The organism is Variovorax sp. Varisp85 (assembly GCF_047304045.1).
GTDB lineage: Bacteria > Pseudomonadota > Gammaproteobacteria > Burkholderiales > Burkholderiaceae_C > Variovorax.
The window spans coordinates 1-14,626 of record NZ_JBGLYN010000035.1; the positions used below are offsets into that span (position 1 = coordinate 1).

A 14,626-nucleotide genomic window follows, 5' to 3' on the forward strand; every position below is an offset into this window, starting at 1 on the left:
CCCTCGGTCACCCAGGCATCGTCGCAGGGCGCGATGGCGGGAATCTTCGCCCAGCAATCGATGCTGGCTTGAGGGCATGGATCCGCACGCGGCGCCTGAGGAAACGCACTTTTAGAGAAGCCTGATGCACATGGACTTCGAACACGTCACCTTCGACCTGCCACACGGCACTTTTCACGCGCTGCAGGGTGGTGATCCCGAAGCTCAGCCGACGCTTGTCTTGCACGGTTTCCCGGACCATCCGCCGACGGCGAAGCCCTTCCTTGCCGAGCTCGGTCGCCGTGGGCGTCACGTCGTCGCCCCATGGCTTCGCGGTTACGCCCCGTCCCCGACTGCGGGGCCGTTCGACTTCGCTGCCCTCACCGGCGACGTGATCGCCCTGATCGACCGCTGGTCTCCCGGGCGGCCCGTGGAGTTGATTGGCCATGACTGGGGCGCCCTGGTCACCTACGATACCTGCGTCACCGCGCCGGAGCGGATCGAACGCGCGGTCACGCTCGCAATCCCTCATCCACTCACGTTCATGCGCCAGCTTGCGCGCCCCGCTCAGCTACGCCGGAGCTGGTACATGGGACTCTTTCAACTGCCGGGAAGCGGCTGGATGGCCGCCGCCCGCGATCTCGCCCTCATCGACCACCTCTGGCGTCAGTGGTCGCCCGGCCTCTCGCTAGCTCCTGCTCTCCAGGCAGAGCTGCACGAGCACCTGCGGGCGAGCATGCCCGCGCCTCTCAAGTACTACCGGGCGATGCTGCGCCCCGGCATGCTTGGAGCGACGCGCCGCCTGTCTCGGCCGATCGCGGTGCCCCTGTTGCAGCTTCACGGTGCCGCCGACGGCTGCATCCTCCCCCAGCAGGTCGACGACCGACATCGGTTCGCCGCTCCGCACGCGCTGGAAGTCATCCCCGGGGTCGGTCACTTCCTGCACATCGAGGCCCCCGAGGCGATCGCGAAACGGATCGCGGCATGGGCCGAGTAGCGTCATTTCCCCCTGCCTCGATAAAAGGGTAGCTAGTTAAGAACGAATCAGAACAAGGAGATAGCATGACAGAGAAAAATGCCTATCAGGTCGCCGACTGGAATGGCCAAAGCGGAGAGCGCTGGGTCGCCAACCAGGCCCGGCTCGACGCCATGGTGGCGGTGTTCGGCCAGGCCGCGATCGAAGCCGTCGCGCCTGCGACGGGCGAGCGCGTGCTGGACGTCGGCTGCGGCGCGGGCGCGTCGAGTCTGGCTCTGGCCGCCCGCGTTGGCCCGGGAGGCCAAGTGCTGGGAGTGGACATATCCGAAGCGCTGATCGACCGAGCGCGCGCGCTTGCGCCACAGGATACGCCGGCCCTGTTCCGGGTGGCCGACGCCAGCAGCGCCGAGCTGCCCGAGGGCGCGTTCGACATCCTGTTTTCGCGTTTCGGGGTGATGTTCTTCGACGATCCGACAGGGGCGTTCGCCCACTTGCGACGCGCGCTCCGGCCGGGCGGGCGGGTCGCTTTCGTCTGCTGGCGCGGCGTGGCCGAGAACGATTGGGTGCGCCTGCCGATTGGCGCGCTCAAGAGCATCGTCCCGTTGACCGCGCTGCCCGATCCCGAAGCGCCCGGCCCATTTTCGTTCGGCGACCAGGGACGAGTGGCGCGCATCCTGACGGCAGCCGGCTTCACCGATATCGCTATCGCGCCCTTCGATGCTTCCGTCCCGTTCGGCGAGGGCGGGACGCGGGACGCTGCGATCGACGACGCGGTGAAGATGGCGCTCGAGGTCGGCCCGCTTTCGCGCGCGCTCGATGATCAGTCCAACGACATCCGTGCCCGCGCTTCGGCCGCAGTTCGTGCCGCCTTTTCGGGCCAGCCCGGTGAGCGGTCGGTGTTGATCGGCGGCGCGGCGTGGATCGTCATGGCGCGCAATCCGGTACGCTGACAGGGTCTAGCAGTGGAAGACTCCCCACCCGTTGGAGCGGAGGCGGTTTTGTCAGCTCGCCATCAGTCCCGCCAGCTCGCGCATTTGCCATTTGGCTTGCGCCAACCCGGCCCGCCGCGACCACCGCACCCGTCAGAGCCCCGCCCACCGGATCGATAGGCCTCGCGCGGAGCGCTGCGAGCTGCATCGGTTGGTGCTGGCCTCGACTCAGGTCGCATGGCCCGCTGTGGCGGGACGGCGCGCCGCTCGGGCGCACGTTGCGCGGGCACCGCATCCGCCTCGGCTCGTGCGCGCCGCCGGTCTCCGGCCTCTTCTTCTCGACGCTCAGCCTCATCCTGGGCGCGGTGAGGCGCGTTTCGGCATGTTGAAAAAGTTGTTCCTGGCGGAGAGTGTGTCTGCCTTCACCGCGTCCTACGCAGTCCTAACCCAACCTATCTTCGTGATTCTTCATTGGAGAAACGGCTCCGCAGCCTTCCTGACCGATCCTGATCGATCCATTCCAATCCTCAAATTTATGGTAGAAACAATGGTAGGTCTATTCAGAGGCGTAACGGCATCATGGCACGCAAGGCAAAGGAGCTTTCAGCGCTCCAGGTAGGAAGGCTGACGTCACCAGGCAACCACGCTGTTGGCGGCGTGTCTGGACTTTATCTGTACGTCAATGACGCGGGTGCGCGCTCCTGGGTGCTTCGCACGATGGTCGGCAGTAAACGTCGACACATGGGGCTCGGCGGCTTTCCCGATGTCCCCCTCGCCCGAGCCAGAGAAAAAGCAAGGGCAGCCCGCGACGACGTCAGCCAGGGTATCGATCCCATCGCTCAACGCAAGGCCGCAGTCAGCCTTCTACGCGCTCAGCAAGCTACCGAAAAGACATTTCAGCAAGCCGCCGAAGGGTTCCTGGAGGCGCATGGGGACACTTGGAAGAACCCCAAGCATCGCGCCCAATGGACGAGCACCCTCAAGACCTACGTTTATCCAGTCATGGGCAATCTCTTGATCCGCGACGTGGGTCAAGAGCATGTGCTGGCGGCGTTAGAGCCCATCTGGAAAACCAAGAACGAGACCGCATCCCGACTGCGAGGCCGGATCGAAAACGTGCTCGACTGGGCCACTGTCCGCAAGTACCGTACTGGAGAGAACCCTGCGCGGTGGAAAGGCCATCTGGATATGCTGCTGCCGGCGCCCGGCAAGATCCAGAAGGTCGAACATCACCGCGCGCTACCCATCGATGCCACGGCGGCTTTCATGGCAGACCTGCGTCAGCGAGAAGGAACTGCGGCCAAGGCGCTGGAATTCACGGTACTGTGCGCAGCACGCAGCGGCGAGGTGCGCGGCGCGGTCTGGCCGGAGTTCGACCTGGACGCTGGCGTGTGGACCATCCCGCCAGAGCGGATGAAAGCAACTAAGGAACACCGCGTTCCCTTGCCTGAATCAGCGCTTCGGATCCTTCGTGCCCAACCTCGTCTCAAAGACAACGAGTTAGTGTTTCCGTCGGCACGGGGCAAGCAGCTTTCCGATATGTCGATGACCGCCGTCATGCGTCGCATGGAGGTGGATGCTGTACCCCATGGGTTTCGCTCCACATTTCGCGATTGGGCGAGAGAGCGCACCAACTACCCACGGGACTTGGCTGAGCAGGCCCTTGCACACGCCCTGGACAACAAGGTCGAGGCCGCCTACCGGCGCGGGGATGCACTGGAAAAGCGCCGTTTGATGATGCAGGAATGGGATGACTTCTGCTCCAAGGTAGAGAAAAAAGAAGAAGCCTGAAGGCAGGCAGTCTGCTCCCTTCCTCTCAATTTTCACTCCCAATCTGGCAATCAAGGTTGATACATTCGACACTGAGCTCCACGCTCCGTCGAACAATCGAGATCCAGATGGCATTTTCCAAGAAAGTCGTGCGTGCAGAAGATTGACATCCAACTCCCCCTCGATGATCCCATCGATCTTTGGGATTTCACCCGGCTCATCGCCAAGTCCATCTGCCCCAGCATGCGAGAAGCCGAAGACTATGCCTGGCTCCAGAAGAAACTCGTAAAGCTGCCGACCTCGGATCTCGAGATCCAATCCGATATGTCAGCGGCAGAACGAACAGCGCTGCTTCGAATCTTGCCAGGCCTGCCACCACACGCCGGTATGCCCCCAAGAGAGCGAGAGGTGTTCATGGATGCCTATCTGAAGCATCCTGACCGCCTCCCTTGGAGGCCCGTGTTTGTGAGCGAAGAAATGGTTGCCGCCAACGGCCACCAGATACTCCAGATTCAGGAGAAGCATCGCCTCGCACTTCAGCAAGAAATCGCATCAGGCAATCTCATCGCATTCAATCAGCATCACATCGACGAGGGCCGTGCAGGAAAGAACACTTTCATCCGTCGCGAAGATGCGTTGAACTACCTCAAGGCACATCGGTTTCGCACGGTTGATGATCCGGCCTCTCGCTCCACCCACTCCGCATCGAAACTGAAAGCTTCGGCCACAAAAGCGGCAATACCGCCCAAAGCACTTGAAGCCGATCACCAAAGTGATTTGGTGAAAGAAAATTCGACCAAAGGCGCAGAAGGGACGACAGCACTCGTTGACTTCGCTGCTCCCGTAACGACGTCAATCGCGGCATCGCCGCGGCCGAAAATGAAGCCGCCATCCTCCCGACAGGACAGCAAGACTGAGCGATCACCGAGGGAAAGCCAAGAAGCTTGGGTAGCACCCACGCAGCACAGCGCTGCCACCGTGATCTTGCGCCGGCGCCAAGTCGAGGCCCGAACCTCGTTGTCGCGCTCGGCCATATATGACCGACTCGACGCAAACTCCCCGCGCTATGACCCCACCTTTCCCAAGCAGGTGAAACTCGGCAGTTCAAGCGTCGGTTGGCTGGAAAGCGAAATTGAAAACTGGCTTGCAGCAAGGACGCGCGCATCGGGCCAATGAGGCAAACGATGGCGGGCTCCATGCAGCAACGCCAACCTCGTTCACATGTGGCGCCGCATGGCCGACGCGAGAGACATCGCCTCGAAGGCCGGCGACGCGCAAGCCGAGTTCGTCTCGCTCACGCTGGCGCCAGATCCCACCGTCGCAAATGACATTCACCTTGAGCTTCGCCGTGGTGCGATCGCGGTGAACTTGACCTGGCCGTTAAGCGCGTCATGCCAATGTGCCCCACGAGCCCGGGAGCACCCTCTGTGCCGGAGGATGCCCCCTACAGCGTATCGGCGAGGACGTGGCTGAGAAGCTCGACTACCAACCTGGCGTGTTTACGGTGGAGCGCCACGTGCGCGGCAAGTGGGTCTGCGCGAAGTGCGAGACGCTGGTGCAGGCCCCGGTCGCCCCGCACATCATCGACAAGGGCATCCCGACGACTGCCCACGCAGCCCGCCAGTCGTGTCGCCGAACTGCTGCCGCATCGCTGGGTGTTGTCGGCAGCCTGATCTGCGACTGCAGTCAAGACGGGATCGCCACGCGCTTACCCTGGATCGCAGCCGGCACCTTTCACGAGCACCCTATGCCCTTCGAACGACGGCCTCAATTGGCCTGATCCCCGCTTTCTCGATAGTCCCCGAACTTCTCGTCGCGGACGGAGAGCGCGTGACTCACGCCCTTGGAGAACTCCCCGCGATAGGCGATGCTGGAAGGTGTGAAGAAGGCCAGCGCTTGCATCTCGGTCCCCGCACGGATGGCAGCACGCACGCCCATGATCTCCATGGCCCTGTGGGTCGCTCGCTTGTTGAATTGCTGGACGTCCGAGGGCACCATTGCGACTCGCTCTGCCATCTTGAGCACGCGCTCCTCGAGCTCTTCCGCTGGAAAGGCCCTATTTGCGAATCCTTTTTTGACGGCTTCCGCTCCGCTGATCGAATCTCCCGTGAGCATCATTTCCATTGCATTCCGCAAACCCATCAGCCAAGGGTGGAACTGCATGTCGGGTGGGCTCATGCTGCGTACAGGCGGATAGCCGATCTGCGCGTCCTCTGCAACATAGACCAAGTCGCAGGCCGTCGCGAGCTCGCTACCACCAGCAAGGCAGTAGCCATGAACCTGAGCAATCACCGGCTTCGCGAGATCCCAGATCCGGAAGGATCCCTCGACCACGTGCCGGGGCCATTGGCCGATGCCGTCCGACGTGTAGTACGGTTGACCCTCTTCGTTTCCACCGCCCAGTTGATAGCCTGAGGAGAAGCACTTTCCCGCGCCGCGGATGATGCTCACGCGCACCGACTCGTCCCTGTCGGCAGCCTCGAGTGCTGAGAACAGCTCGGTGCGAAGGGCATTGGAAAGCGCATTGCGCTTTTCGGGCCGGTTGAGGGTGAACCTTCGGACCTGGGGACGGGGGTTATCGATGAGAAGAAGAGGTTCGGACATACGGGTTATGAAGGAGTCGGGAATTCGGAACCATTTACGGCCATCTCAGCCTTCGAGCTTGACGCCACTGCGCCTCACGACTTTGCCCCATTTGGCGTACTCCGCGCGCAGGTAACTTTCCGCGGCATCGGGATTGGCGCTGTATCGTGGCAGGCAGTTCAATGTGGTCAATTTCTGCTCCACGCTCGATGTTCGCAAAGATGTCCGCATCGCTTCGAAAGTGTCGTGGGCGAGGTCCTTCCGCACGCCTCGCGGATATAGCACCATCAGCCAAGTGGCGGCATCGAAATCACCCAGGCCCTGTTCCTGCATCGTGGGAACGTTCGGCATCCCATCGAGGCGCTGGTTTGTCCCGACAGCCAGTGGCCTCAACTTGCCACTCTGAATGAGCGGGGCCACGCCGGCAGCCGTCTCGAGCGCAATAGACACGTTGCCAGCCGCTACGTCCGTCAGTCCGGGCACGCTACCCTTGTAGGGCACATGAACGATCGAGATTCCGGCTCGACGCTTGAATTCCTCCATCGCCAGATGCGATACGGTTCCGTTCCCGGAGGAGGCATTGGACAATTTGTCGGGATTCGCCTTTGCGTAAGCGATCAGATCCTGAACGTTTTTGATCGGAAGGGCCGCGTGGCAAACCAGCACGAAGGGAAGGTCGCCCACTAGGCCGACCGGTTCGAAGTCCTTCAGGGAATCGTAGCTGACACGCTTGTAGAGGTGCGGATTGGTGCAAACCGCCGACATATGGGCCAGCATCATGACGCTGCCGTCCGCCGGTGCACGCGCCAACTCCGACAAGGCGATGCTGCCGCCCTGCCCCGGCCGGTTCTCTACGATGTAGATTTGGGCGGTCGCGCCTCGAAGACTCTCCGCCATCAGCCGGGCGACAGCATCCGTCGCCTGCCCCGCCGGGAATCCAACCAGGATCTTGACCGTCTTCGCGGTGGCTTGGCCCAGCGCCCACGGGCTTGCCGTGACGGCCGCACCTGCCAACAGGAACTGACGGCGTCGAACTTGCGCACGGGCCATGTATTGGCTCCTCCTCGCCGAGCGCTTAGTGCGCCTTCTTCATCGCTGCCGAGGTGTTCACCATCGAGTGCAGTGCACGTGCGTAGTCGATCGCTGCTTGTTCATCCATGCGCGGGGCGACTCGCAAGTACTCTTTGAGTCCCAAGATAGCCGGGCGCGGGCGGGAAAGGAGAACGTCCAGGAAGCCGGCGGCGGTCGCGTCGAGCTTGTCCTGTGCCACCACTTGGCTCACGATTCCCCAGTCCTTGGCCTGCTTCGCGTCGATGAAGTCAGCCGAGTACGCCATCCACAGAATGGCATTGCGATTCACGCGGTCATACAGCGCCGACATCACCATGGTCGGCATCACGTTGTGAGTGATCTCGGGGATGTTGAAAGTCGCAGTGTCGGCGGCGAAGCTGACATCGCAGAGGGCCGCGAGCGCAGTGCCGTAGCCCATTACACGGCCCCGCAGAATCCCGACTACGGGCACCTGGGCAGAGCGCACCGACTTGTAGCTATTGAAGATGGCGTCGTACTCCGGTCGGCGGGCGTAGGCCTCTGCCGGGGGCGGCCCGCCCGCATCGCGGATGCGGCCGGTACAGAAGTCGGGACCAACGCTGCTCACCACCACCACGTCCGAAGTCTCGTGGGCCGTGGCCAGCGCGGCAGACAACGCGGAGGCCATGCTGTCCGATACGCCGTTGTCCTCGGGCCGGTTAAAGGTGACGCGCAGCACGCGGCCGTCTTGTTCGATGCGGATCTGTTCGCTCATGACTATCTCCGGAAAAGAAGGCAGTTTGTCTGCGGACGTGGTGGTGCGGCAAACGAGGATTTCTCACGAAGCGCGAGCCTGGCTCACGGGTCGATCAATCACGTGCTGCATCAGCGTTGCATGACGGACCTTCCGAGTGCTTCGCCTCAGCAGACTCCCTCGGACTCGAGCCTTGCGATCTCCATGTCGCTGAGCCCGAGGTCGGAAAGAATGGCCCGCGTGTGCTCACCCGGCGCAGCGATGCGTCCGGCCCGCCCGGGTGTCATGCTCATCCTTGGCGCCGGGGCCGGTTGCGTGACACCGTCGATCTCCACGAAGGTGCCGCGTGCCACGTTGTGCGCGAACGCCGGTGCCTCGTGCATGTCCAGCACCGGTGCCACGCAGGTATCGACGCCAACCAGCAGTTCGCACCAATCATCCCGCTCCCGCGTGCGAAAGGTTTCTTCGAACAGCCGCCGGGTCTGCGGCCAGCTCGGTTCATCCCATTGGCTGTCGAGCAGAGCTTCGGGCAGGCCGCAGCGACGCAACAGCTCGCGATAGAAGTTCGCCTCGACCGCTCCGACCGCCAGCCACTTGCCGTCGGCGCACTGATAGCAGCGATAGAACGGCGAGCTGCCGTCGAGGAAGTTCGCACCGCGCTCCGCTTTCCAGCGCCCCATGGCCAGGTACCCGTACAGCATGCTCATGAGCAGTGCCGATCCGTCGCTCATTGCTGCATCAACCACCTGGCCGCGGCCGCTGCGCTGAGCTTCGATCAGCGCACACGCCATACCAAAGGCGAGGAGCATGCCGCCGCCACCGAAGTCCCCGACCAGATTCAACGGCGGCATCGGCGGTCGGTCCGGATCACCCATGCCATGCAACGCACCGGAGATAGCCATGAAGTCTATGTCGTGACCGGCACGTTGGGCCAACGGCCCTTGCTGGCCCCAGCCCGTCACTCTTCCATAGACGAGCGCAGGATTTCGCGCCAGGCAGGTGTCCGGCCCCAAGCCAAGGCGCTCCATCACGCCGGGCCGGAAGCCCTCGATCAGCATGTGGGACTGCTCAACGAGCTTGAGAACCACCGAGGCGGCGCCCGGTTGCTTCAGGTCGAGCGCGATCGACCTGCGGCCCCGTTGCAGGACATCCGCCGTTCCAGACCCTGCGCGCGGCCGCTCGCCTTTGCGCTCAATGCGGATCACGTCCGCGCCCATGTCGGCCAGCAGCATGGCGCTAAAAGGCGCCGGCCCGATGGCGGCGATCTCGACAACCCGGGTGCCTTTGAGCGGACCGTGCATAGCTATTCGGGAAGAATGCCGGCTCGGTGAATCACCGACGTCCACTTCTTCGTTTCGGCGGCTTGGAACGCCGCCAACTCCGCCGGCGTGGCCAGTGCCACTTCGGCTCCTTGCGAAGCCAGGCGTGATTTCAGCTCGGGCTGGTTCAACACCTTGGCCGTCTCGGCGTGCAGCTTTTGCACAATGTCCGCCGGCGTGCCGGCAGGTGCATACAGCGCGAACCAGGTATATGCATCGAAACCCTTGACACCACTCTCATTCAACGTCGGCACTTCAGGCATGGCCTCGGTTCGTGCGGCGGTACTCGCAGCCAGTACCTTCAATCGTCCCGTCTTGACGTGCGGGATCACGACCGGACCGAGCTCGATCATCATCTGCACCTGACCACCGAGAAGATCCGACACCGCCGGACCGCTGCCGCGATAAGTGATCGGCACGACAAACAGGTTGGCCATGTTCTTCAGCAACTCCATGTTGGTGTGCTGCGAGAACCCGTTTCCCGTCGACGCGTACGAGAACTTGCCAGGTTCGGCCCGAACCTTGGCGAGGAAATCCTTCACGTTGTCGACGCCCAGGCTGGGGTGAACGACGAGATAGCCGGGCATCTTCACGAGCCTGGCCACGGGAGCGAAGTCCTTCTCCGGGTCGTAGCGCAGTTTTCGGAACATGCCCGGAGCTACCGACATCGGCCCGGTGGAGCCCACCACCAGCGTATAGCCGTCGGGCGCGGACTTCGCCGCTGCATCCACGCCGATGGTGCCGCCCGCACCGGCACGGTTCTCCACCACGAACGGCTGGCCCAGCGACCGCTGCAAGCCATCTGCCAGCGCACGCGCAACATAGTCGTAGGGGCCACCCGGCGGAGCGGGCGCGATGATTTTCACAGGGCGGCTTGGCCACGTATCCGCGTTGGCGGCAACAGAAACCGCCATTGCCGCGACTGCGGCAAGTATTCGAAAGGCTTTCATCCGATGTCTCCTTCAGTAGCTTTTCATTTGAAGTGGCCAGCCGATCTCAGCGCAGAAGTACCCCGCCCAAGACGACTGCCGTGACAGCGGCTGCGGCGTACACCCACACGGGGACAACGCTGCTTCGCTTTGCGCTCGCAGGAGTTGCCGTGTCAGCCTCGGCAGTGATCGAAGGGCTCGGCGCGGGCACCACCAGCTTGCGGAACGCCTCGAAGAAATCGTCCGACATCTTCCGCGCGACACTGTCGATCAGCCGCGAACCGATTTGCGCGAGCTTGCCGCCGACCTGTGCCTGCGCCGAATAGCGCAGCTCGGTCGCGCTGCCGACGTCGAGCAGTTCGACGGTGGCTTGTCCCTTGCCGAACCCCACGGCACCGCCCTGCCCCTCGAACACCATCACGCATGACTCCGGCGGCTGTGCCTGAGTCAGGCGCAAGTCTCCGTTGAATTTGGCCCGCAACGGACCAATGGCCGACACGACGACCACGCGGAAGAGCTCAGGCGAGACACGCTCGACCGACTCACAGCCGGGCAGGCAGCCCTTGAGGATCACTGGATCGTTTAGAGCCGCCCAGACCTGATGGCGTGGCGCGGCGATGGATTGGCTTCCGGTGATTTGCATGGCAGTCCTTAAGCGATCAGAGAGTGCAGCCGGCGCGCCACAACGTCGTTGAACGCAGTAGGCTGGTCGACATTTGGAAGATGTCCGGCGCCTTCGATCACGTCGAGGGCCGAGCTGGGAACGAGTGATTGCAGGTGCCGCATAGCGTCCGGCAGGACACCGTCGTTGGCACCGACTATCCATTGCGTGGGCACCGCAATGCTCCCGACGCGACCCAGGTAGTCCAGCCCTTGCAAGGCTCGCGCGCAGGCGGCGAAACCACCGACGGAAGTGCCGGCGATCATCTCTTTCACCTCTCGTGCGACCTCTGGCCGGCGTTCGAGGAAGCCGGAACCGAGCCAGCGTTCAGCAGTCGAGTCCGCGAGTGCAGCGGTGCCATGCTCTTGGGCCATCGCAATCCGCTCGTCCCAGGGAGCTGCAAATGCCGGTGGCGCATCCGCACGGGCGTCGCAGACGATCAAGCTGGCGACGCGATTCGGGTGAAGAATGCCGAGACCGAGCGCCACCATCCCGCCCAGCGATACGCCGATGAAGTGCGCCCGTGCAATGCCCAACTCGTCGAGCACGCGAATGTTGTCGGCAACCAGGTCGTCCAGATTGCATTCCGGAGGCGGCTCGTCTGAGGCTCCGTGGCCTCGGGTATCGATGCTCACGACGCGCAGTCCCAGCTCAAGCAGCATTTCGACTTGGCCGCGCCACATTTTCGTTGAAGCCAGGATCGAGTGTCCCAGCACGGCCGCCGGAGCGCCGACAGGGCCGGCGGTGTGTACCGCCAGTTTCCCGTGAAAGCCCTCTGCGGGAATGAGTGTGGATTCAAGTCGCATGGTTATCTCCGGCTTTTCCACCGTTGCGCTGCTCGATGACGGTCCAGATGGCTTGCGGCGTCATCGGCAGTGCGTCGATGGATGCGCCCATCGGTTCGAGCGCATCGTTGACGGCCGCCGAGATCGCCGCGGCGCTGCCCAGGTAGCCGGCCTCGCCGGAACCTTTCTGGCCGAACTCCGTCAGCGGCGAAGGTGTGCAGTGATCGACGATGGTCACGTTCGGCACCTCTTCCGCACTGGGCAGCAAGTAGTCCATGAACGTGCCCGACAGCAATTGCCCATCGTCGGAATAGGTGAACTTCTCCATCAGCGCGGCGCCAAGGCCGTGCGCGACACCTCCGTAGGTCATGCCGTGCACGACGTCCGGGCTGATCATCACACCGCAGTCGTGGCCCACCGAATAGCGATGCAGCTTCACCTTGCCAGTCTGGGGATCGACGCTTGCGAGGACCACATGGCTCTCGAACGAATGACAGGGATACATCTGCACCCGGCCATCCTCGGTGGGCATCTTGCCTCCGGTGGGAACTTGCCAGACGAACTTTTCCTGCAACCCAGGTTCCATGCCGGGCGGCAGTTGGTGGTACTTGCGGTGAGCGATCTCGACCAGTTGCTCCCAGCCCAGACGCCGCTGCTGTTCCTCCGCCACGAACACGGCACCGCCGTCATAGACCACCGACGAGAGCGGGACGCCCAGATTGTGAGCAGCGATGGCGAGCACCTTCGCCTTGAGAATCTTCGCTGCGCCGGCTGCAGCCCCGCCGAGCATGATGGCCATGCGGCTTCCCACCGGGCTGTTGGACGGCAGCGCGCTCAACGAGTCCGCGTGCAGCACTCGGATGCTATCGGGGTGAATCTGCAGGACTTCGCCCACCACCGTCGAGACCAGTGTTTCATGCGCCTGCCCCGAGGTGGAAGTAGCCATCAGCGCCGTCACGGCGCCTGACAGATCGATGCGCACCAGGCAGGAGTCCATCCACGTCGTGGTCTCGTTCTTCGGATTGAACAACGGCTCGAAAGAAGAGTTGCCCCCCGATGGCTCGAGGCAAGTGGAAACGCCGATTCCCGCCAGCAGCCCCTGGCTGCGCAGCGCGTCGCGCTCTCGCTCCAGCTGGGCCATCGGGACGACGCCCAGGGCCTTATCCAGCACGGTGGCGTAGTCGCCGGAGTCGTAAGTTGTTCCGCTCGGAATGAGGTAAGGGAACTCGTCCTTGGCGATCAGGTTTCGACGCCGCAGTTCCACGCGGTCCAAACCGAGGAAGCGGGCGACCTTTTCCATTCCCGTCTCGATGGCATAGTTGGTGGGCGCCTGACCGAAACCGCGGACTGCCTCCTGCGGCGTCTTGTTGGTGAGCACCGAGATCGCTTCGTACTCGACGCTCGCCATGCGGTAAGGACCGACAATGGCGCCCACCGGCTTGCCCAACTGCAGCGGCGCCCGGCCGGAGTAGGCACCGATGTCGTCGATGGCCCGCATCTTCATCGAATGGATAACGCCCTGCTCGTCGAACGCCATCGTGACGTCGAAGGCACGGTCGGGGCCCTGCATGTCACCACCGCGCATGTTCTCCAGTCGATCCTCTATCAGCCGCACGGGTCGCCCGAGCTTGCGCGCCAGGTAGCCGGCGAGCACGGCATGCTTGATGCCGCGCTTGACGCCGTAGCTGCCGCCTACATCCACATCGAAGTGAACCCGCACAGCGTTTCCGGGCAGCTTGAGCGCCTTGGCGAGCTGATCGGGGAACTTGGGCATCTGGATCGAGGCCCATACATCGAGGATCTGCTGCGACTCGTTCCATTCGCAGGTGACACCGAAGGTCTCGATCGGCACGGTTGCGCTGCGCGCCCAGCGCACGCGGTAGCTGAGCGTGTGGCGAGCCCGAGCGAAGTCGTCTGCCACTGCTCCCCAGGTGAACTTGCGGCGGAAGATCGTGTTCGAGCCGAACTTCGGATGCACGATGGGGGAGTCGGGCTCGATCGCACGTTCCATGTCGACGACCGCCGGCAGCGAGTCGTAATCGATGTGCACCAGTTCCGCAGCGTCTTCGGCGAGCGCACGCGTTTCCGCGACGACGGCAACCACCCACTCGCCGGCATAACGTGCCACGCCGGTGGCAAGTGGAAACCGTTCGACTTGAGGAGCATCGACCCCCACCAGCAGCGGCAGCGTCGCAGCGCAAAGCTCCTCGCCCGTGAGCACAGCGTGCACTCCGGGAACGGCGAGCGCCGCACTCTCCTCAATCTTTACTATGCGCGCGCTCGCATAGGGACTGGCGATGATCGCTACGTGAAGCGTGTCGTGACGCCTCACATCCGCTGCGAAATGCCCCTGACCTAGCACGAATCGCCGATGCTCCACCGCGCGGCGATGCTTGCCGATGTACCGGAATTGTGTTTCAGCCATGGGATGCATCCTGGACCGTCGCATGAAGAACGGCGTCGATAATCTGCTTGTAGCCCGTGCAGCGGCACAGGTTGCCGCTGATTGCCTCGCGCACCTGAGCCTCCGTGGGATGCGGAACCTTGTCGATCAGCGACTGGCAAGCGACCAGCATGCCCGGCGTGCAGTAGCCACATTGCAGCGCATGCTTCTCACAGAAGGCGTCCTGCAGCGGAGATAGCTTTCCACGCTCCGGCGCCAGGCCTTCGACCGTAGTGACGGACGAACCGTCGGCCTGCACGGCGAATATGCAGCAGGAACGCACGGGCTCGCCATCGAACACCACGGTGCATGCACCGCAGACTCCGTGCTCGCAACCGACGTGAGTACCGCTCAGACCGAGTTCGTCGCGAAGGAAATCGACGAGAGTCGTGCGGGGTTCGACGGCCCGCTGGTGCTCGCGGCCGTTGACCGCAATGCGGATGTTTACAAGTCTGTTCAGATCGTTCAT

13 protein-coding genes and 1 pseudogene are annotated in these 14,626 nt (G+C 63.2%); 5 read left to right on the forward strand and 9 right to left on the reverse strand.

Annotation, left to right across the window (positions count from 1 at the left end):
- Nucleotides 1-124 precede the first annotated feature (124 nt).
- The 5 genes and pseudogenes from ACCC97_RS15460 to ACCC97_RS15480 form a co-directional block, all read left to right on the forward strand.
- On the forward strand, nt 125-976 hold the full coding sequence (locus ACCC97_RS15460) for an alpha/beta fold hydrolase (protein WP_413333665.1): 852 nt from the start codon (nt 125-127) through the stop codon (nt 974-976).
- 65 nt (nt 977-1,041) lie between these two features.
- On the forward strand, nt 1,042-1,905 hold the full coding sequence (locus ACCC97_RS15465) for a class I SAM-dependent methyltransferase (protein ID WP_413333667.1): 864 nt from the start codon (nt 1,042-1,044) through the stop codon (nt 1,903-1,905).
- A gap of 558 nt (nt 1,906-2,463) precedes the next feature.
- A complete protein-coding gene (locus ACCC97_RS15470; protein ID WP_413333669.1) occupies nt 2,464-3,675 on the forward strand; it encodes a tyrosine-type recombinase/integrase in 1,212 nt (403 codons plus the stop codon).
- Between the two features lie 132 nt (nt 3,676-3,807).
- A complete protein-coding gene (locus ACCC97_RS15475) occupies nt 3,808-4,830 on the forward strand; it encodes a helix-turn-helix transcriptional regulator (RefSeq protein ID WP_413333671.1) in 1,023 nt (340 codons plus the stop codon).
- 223 nt (nt 4,831-5,053) lie between these two features.
- Nucleotides 5,054-5,257 (forward strand): annotated as a pseudogene (locus tag ACCC97_RS15480) (IS66 family transposase zinc-finger binding domain-containing protein); the annotation flags it as partial.
- Between the two features lie 164 nt (nt 5,258-5,421).
- On the opposite strand, the gene ACCC97_RS15485 reads toward ACCC97_RS15480, so the two are convergent.
- From ACCC97_RS15485 to ACCC97_RS15525, 9 genes are all read right to left on the reverse strand, one after another.
- Entirely contained in the window at nt 5,422-6,258 is an 837-nt protein-coding gene (locus tag ACCC97_RS15485) for an enoyl-CoA hydratase-related protein (RefSeq protein WP_413333673.1), read from the reverse strand.
- A gap of 45 nt (nt 6,259-6,303) precedes the next feature.
- A complete protein-coding gene (locus tag ACCC97_RS15490) occupies nt 6,304-7,287 on the reverse strand; it encodes a Bug family tripartite tricarboxylate transporter substrate binding protein (RefSeq protein WP_413333675.1) in 984 nt (327 codons plus the stop codon).
- Nucleotides 7,288-7,312: 25 nt separating this feature from the next.
- Nucleotides 7,313-8,041, reverse strand: a complete 729-nt coding sequence (locus ACCC97_RS15495) for an enoyl-CoA hydratase/isomerase family protein (protein WP_413333677.1) — start codon at nt 8,039-8,041, stop codon at nt 7,313-7,315.
- A gap of 146 nt (nt 8,042-8,187) precedes the next feature.
- Nucleotides 8,188-9,321 carry a CaiB/BaiF CoA transferase family protein gene (locus ACCC97_RS15500; RefSeq protein ID WP_413333679.1) on the reverse strand — a complete coding sequence of 378 codons (1,134 nt, stop codon included), beginning with the start codon at nt 9,319-9,321 and terminating at the stop codon, nt 8,188-8,190.
- A gap of 2 nt (nt 9,322-9,323) precedes the next feature.
- Nucleotides 9,324-10,289, reverse strand: a complete 966-nt coding sequence (locus ACCC97_RS15505; protein WP_413333681.1) for a Bug family tripartite tricarboxylate transporter substrate binding protein — start codon at nt 10,287-10,289, stop codon at nt 9,324-9,326.
- Nucleotides 10,290-10,335: 46 nt separating this feature from the next.
- Nucleotides 10,336-10,911, reverse strand: coding sequence for an SRPBCC family protein (locus tag ACCC97_RS15510; RefSeq protein ID WP_413333683.1), 576 nt, complete (start codon nt 10,909-10,911; stop codon nt 10,336-10,338).
- Nucleotides 10,912-10,919: 8 nt separating this feature from the next.
- Complete coding sequence (locus tag ACCC97_RS15515; RefSeq protein ID WP_413333685.1) at nt 10,920-11,735, reverse strand: alpha/beta fold hydrolase; 816 nt, start codon at nt 11,733-11,735, stop codon at nt 10,920-10,922.
- Nucleotides 11,725-14,139, reverse strand: a complete 2,415-nt coding sequence (locus tag ACCC97_RS15520; RefSeq protein ID WP_413333686.1) for a xanthine dehydrogenase family protein molybdopterin-binding subunit — start codon at nt 14,137-14,139, stop codon at nt 11,725-11,727. Before ACCC97_RS15520 ends, ACCC97_RS15515 begins: the two co-directional genes overlap by 11 nt.
- Complete coding sequence (locus ACCC97_RS15525) at nt 14,132-14,626, reverse strand: (2Fe-2S)-binding protein (RefSeq protein ID WP_413333688.1); 495 nt, start codon at nt 14,624-14,626, stop codon at nt 14,132-14,134. Before ACCC97_RS15525 ends, ACCC97_RS15520 begins: the two co-directional genes overlap by 8 nt.

Excerpts from the sequence above, each read along its gene's own strand:
- ACCC97_RS15505 (WP_413333681.1), bottom strand. The coding sequence starts at position 10,289 with ATGAAAGCCTTTCGAATACTTGCCGCAGTCGCGGCAATGGCGGTTTCT.
- ACCC97_RS15515 (WP_413333685.1), bottom strand. The coding sequence starts at position 11,735 with ATGCGACTTGAATCCACACTCATTCCCGCAGAGGGCTTTCACGGGAAA.
- ACCC97_RS15520 (WP_413333686.1), bottom strand. The coding sequence starts at position 14,139 with ATGGCTGAAACACAATTCCGGTACATCGGCAAGCATCGCCGCGCGGTG.
- ACCC97_RS15465 (WP_413333667.1), top strand. The coding sequence starts at position 1,042 with ATGACAGAGAAAAATGCCTATCAGGTCGCCGACTGGAATGGCCAAAGC.
- ACCC97_RS15500 (WP_413333679.1), bottom strand. The coding sequence starts at position 9,321 with ATGCACGGTCCGCTCAAAGGCACCCGGGTTGTCGAGATCGCCGCCATC.
- ACCC97_RS15460 (WP_413333665.1), top strand. The coding sequence starts at position 125 with ATGCACATGGACTTCGAACACGTCACCTTCGACCTGCCACACGGCACT.
- ACCC97_RS15470 (WP_413333669.1), top strand. The coding sequence starts at position 2,464 with ATGGCACGCAAGGCAAAGGAGCTTTCAGCGCTCCAGGTAGGAAGGCTG.
- ACCC97_RS15495 (WP_413333677.1), bottom strand. The coding sequence starts at position 8,041 with ATGAGCGAACAGATCCGCATCGAACAAGACGGCCGCGTGCTGCGCGTC.
- ACCC97_RS15490 (WP_413333675.1), bottom strand. The coding sequence starts at position 7,287 with ATGGCCCGTGCGCAAGTTCGACGCCGTCAGTTCCTGTTGGCAGGTGCG.
- ACCC97_RS15525 (WP_413333688.1), bottom strand. The coding sequence starts at position 14,626 with ATGAACGATCTGAACAGACTTGTAAACATCCGCATTGCGGTCAACGGC.
- ACCC97_RS15485 (WP_413333673.1), bottom strand. The coding sequence starts at position 6,258 with ATGTCCGAACCTCTTCTTCTCATCGATAACCCCCGTCCCCAGGTCCGA.
- ACCC97_RS15510 (WP_413333683.1), bottom strand. The coding sequence starts at position 10,911 with ATGCAAATCACCGGAAGCCAATCCATCGCCGCGCCACGCCATCAGGTC.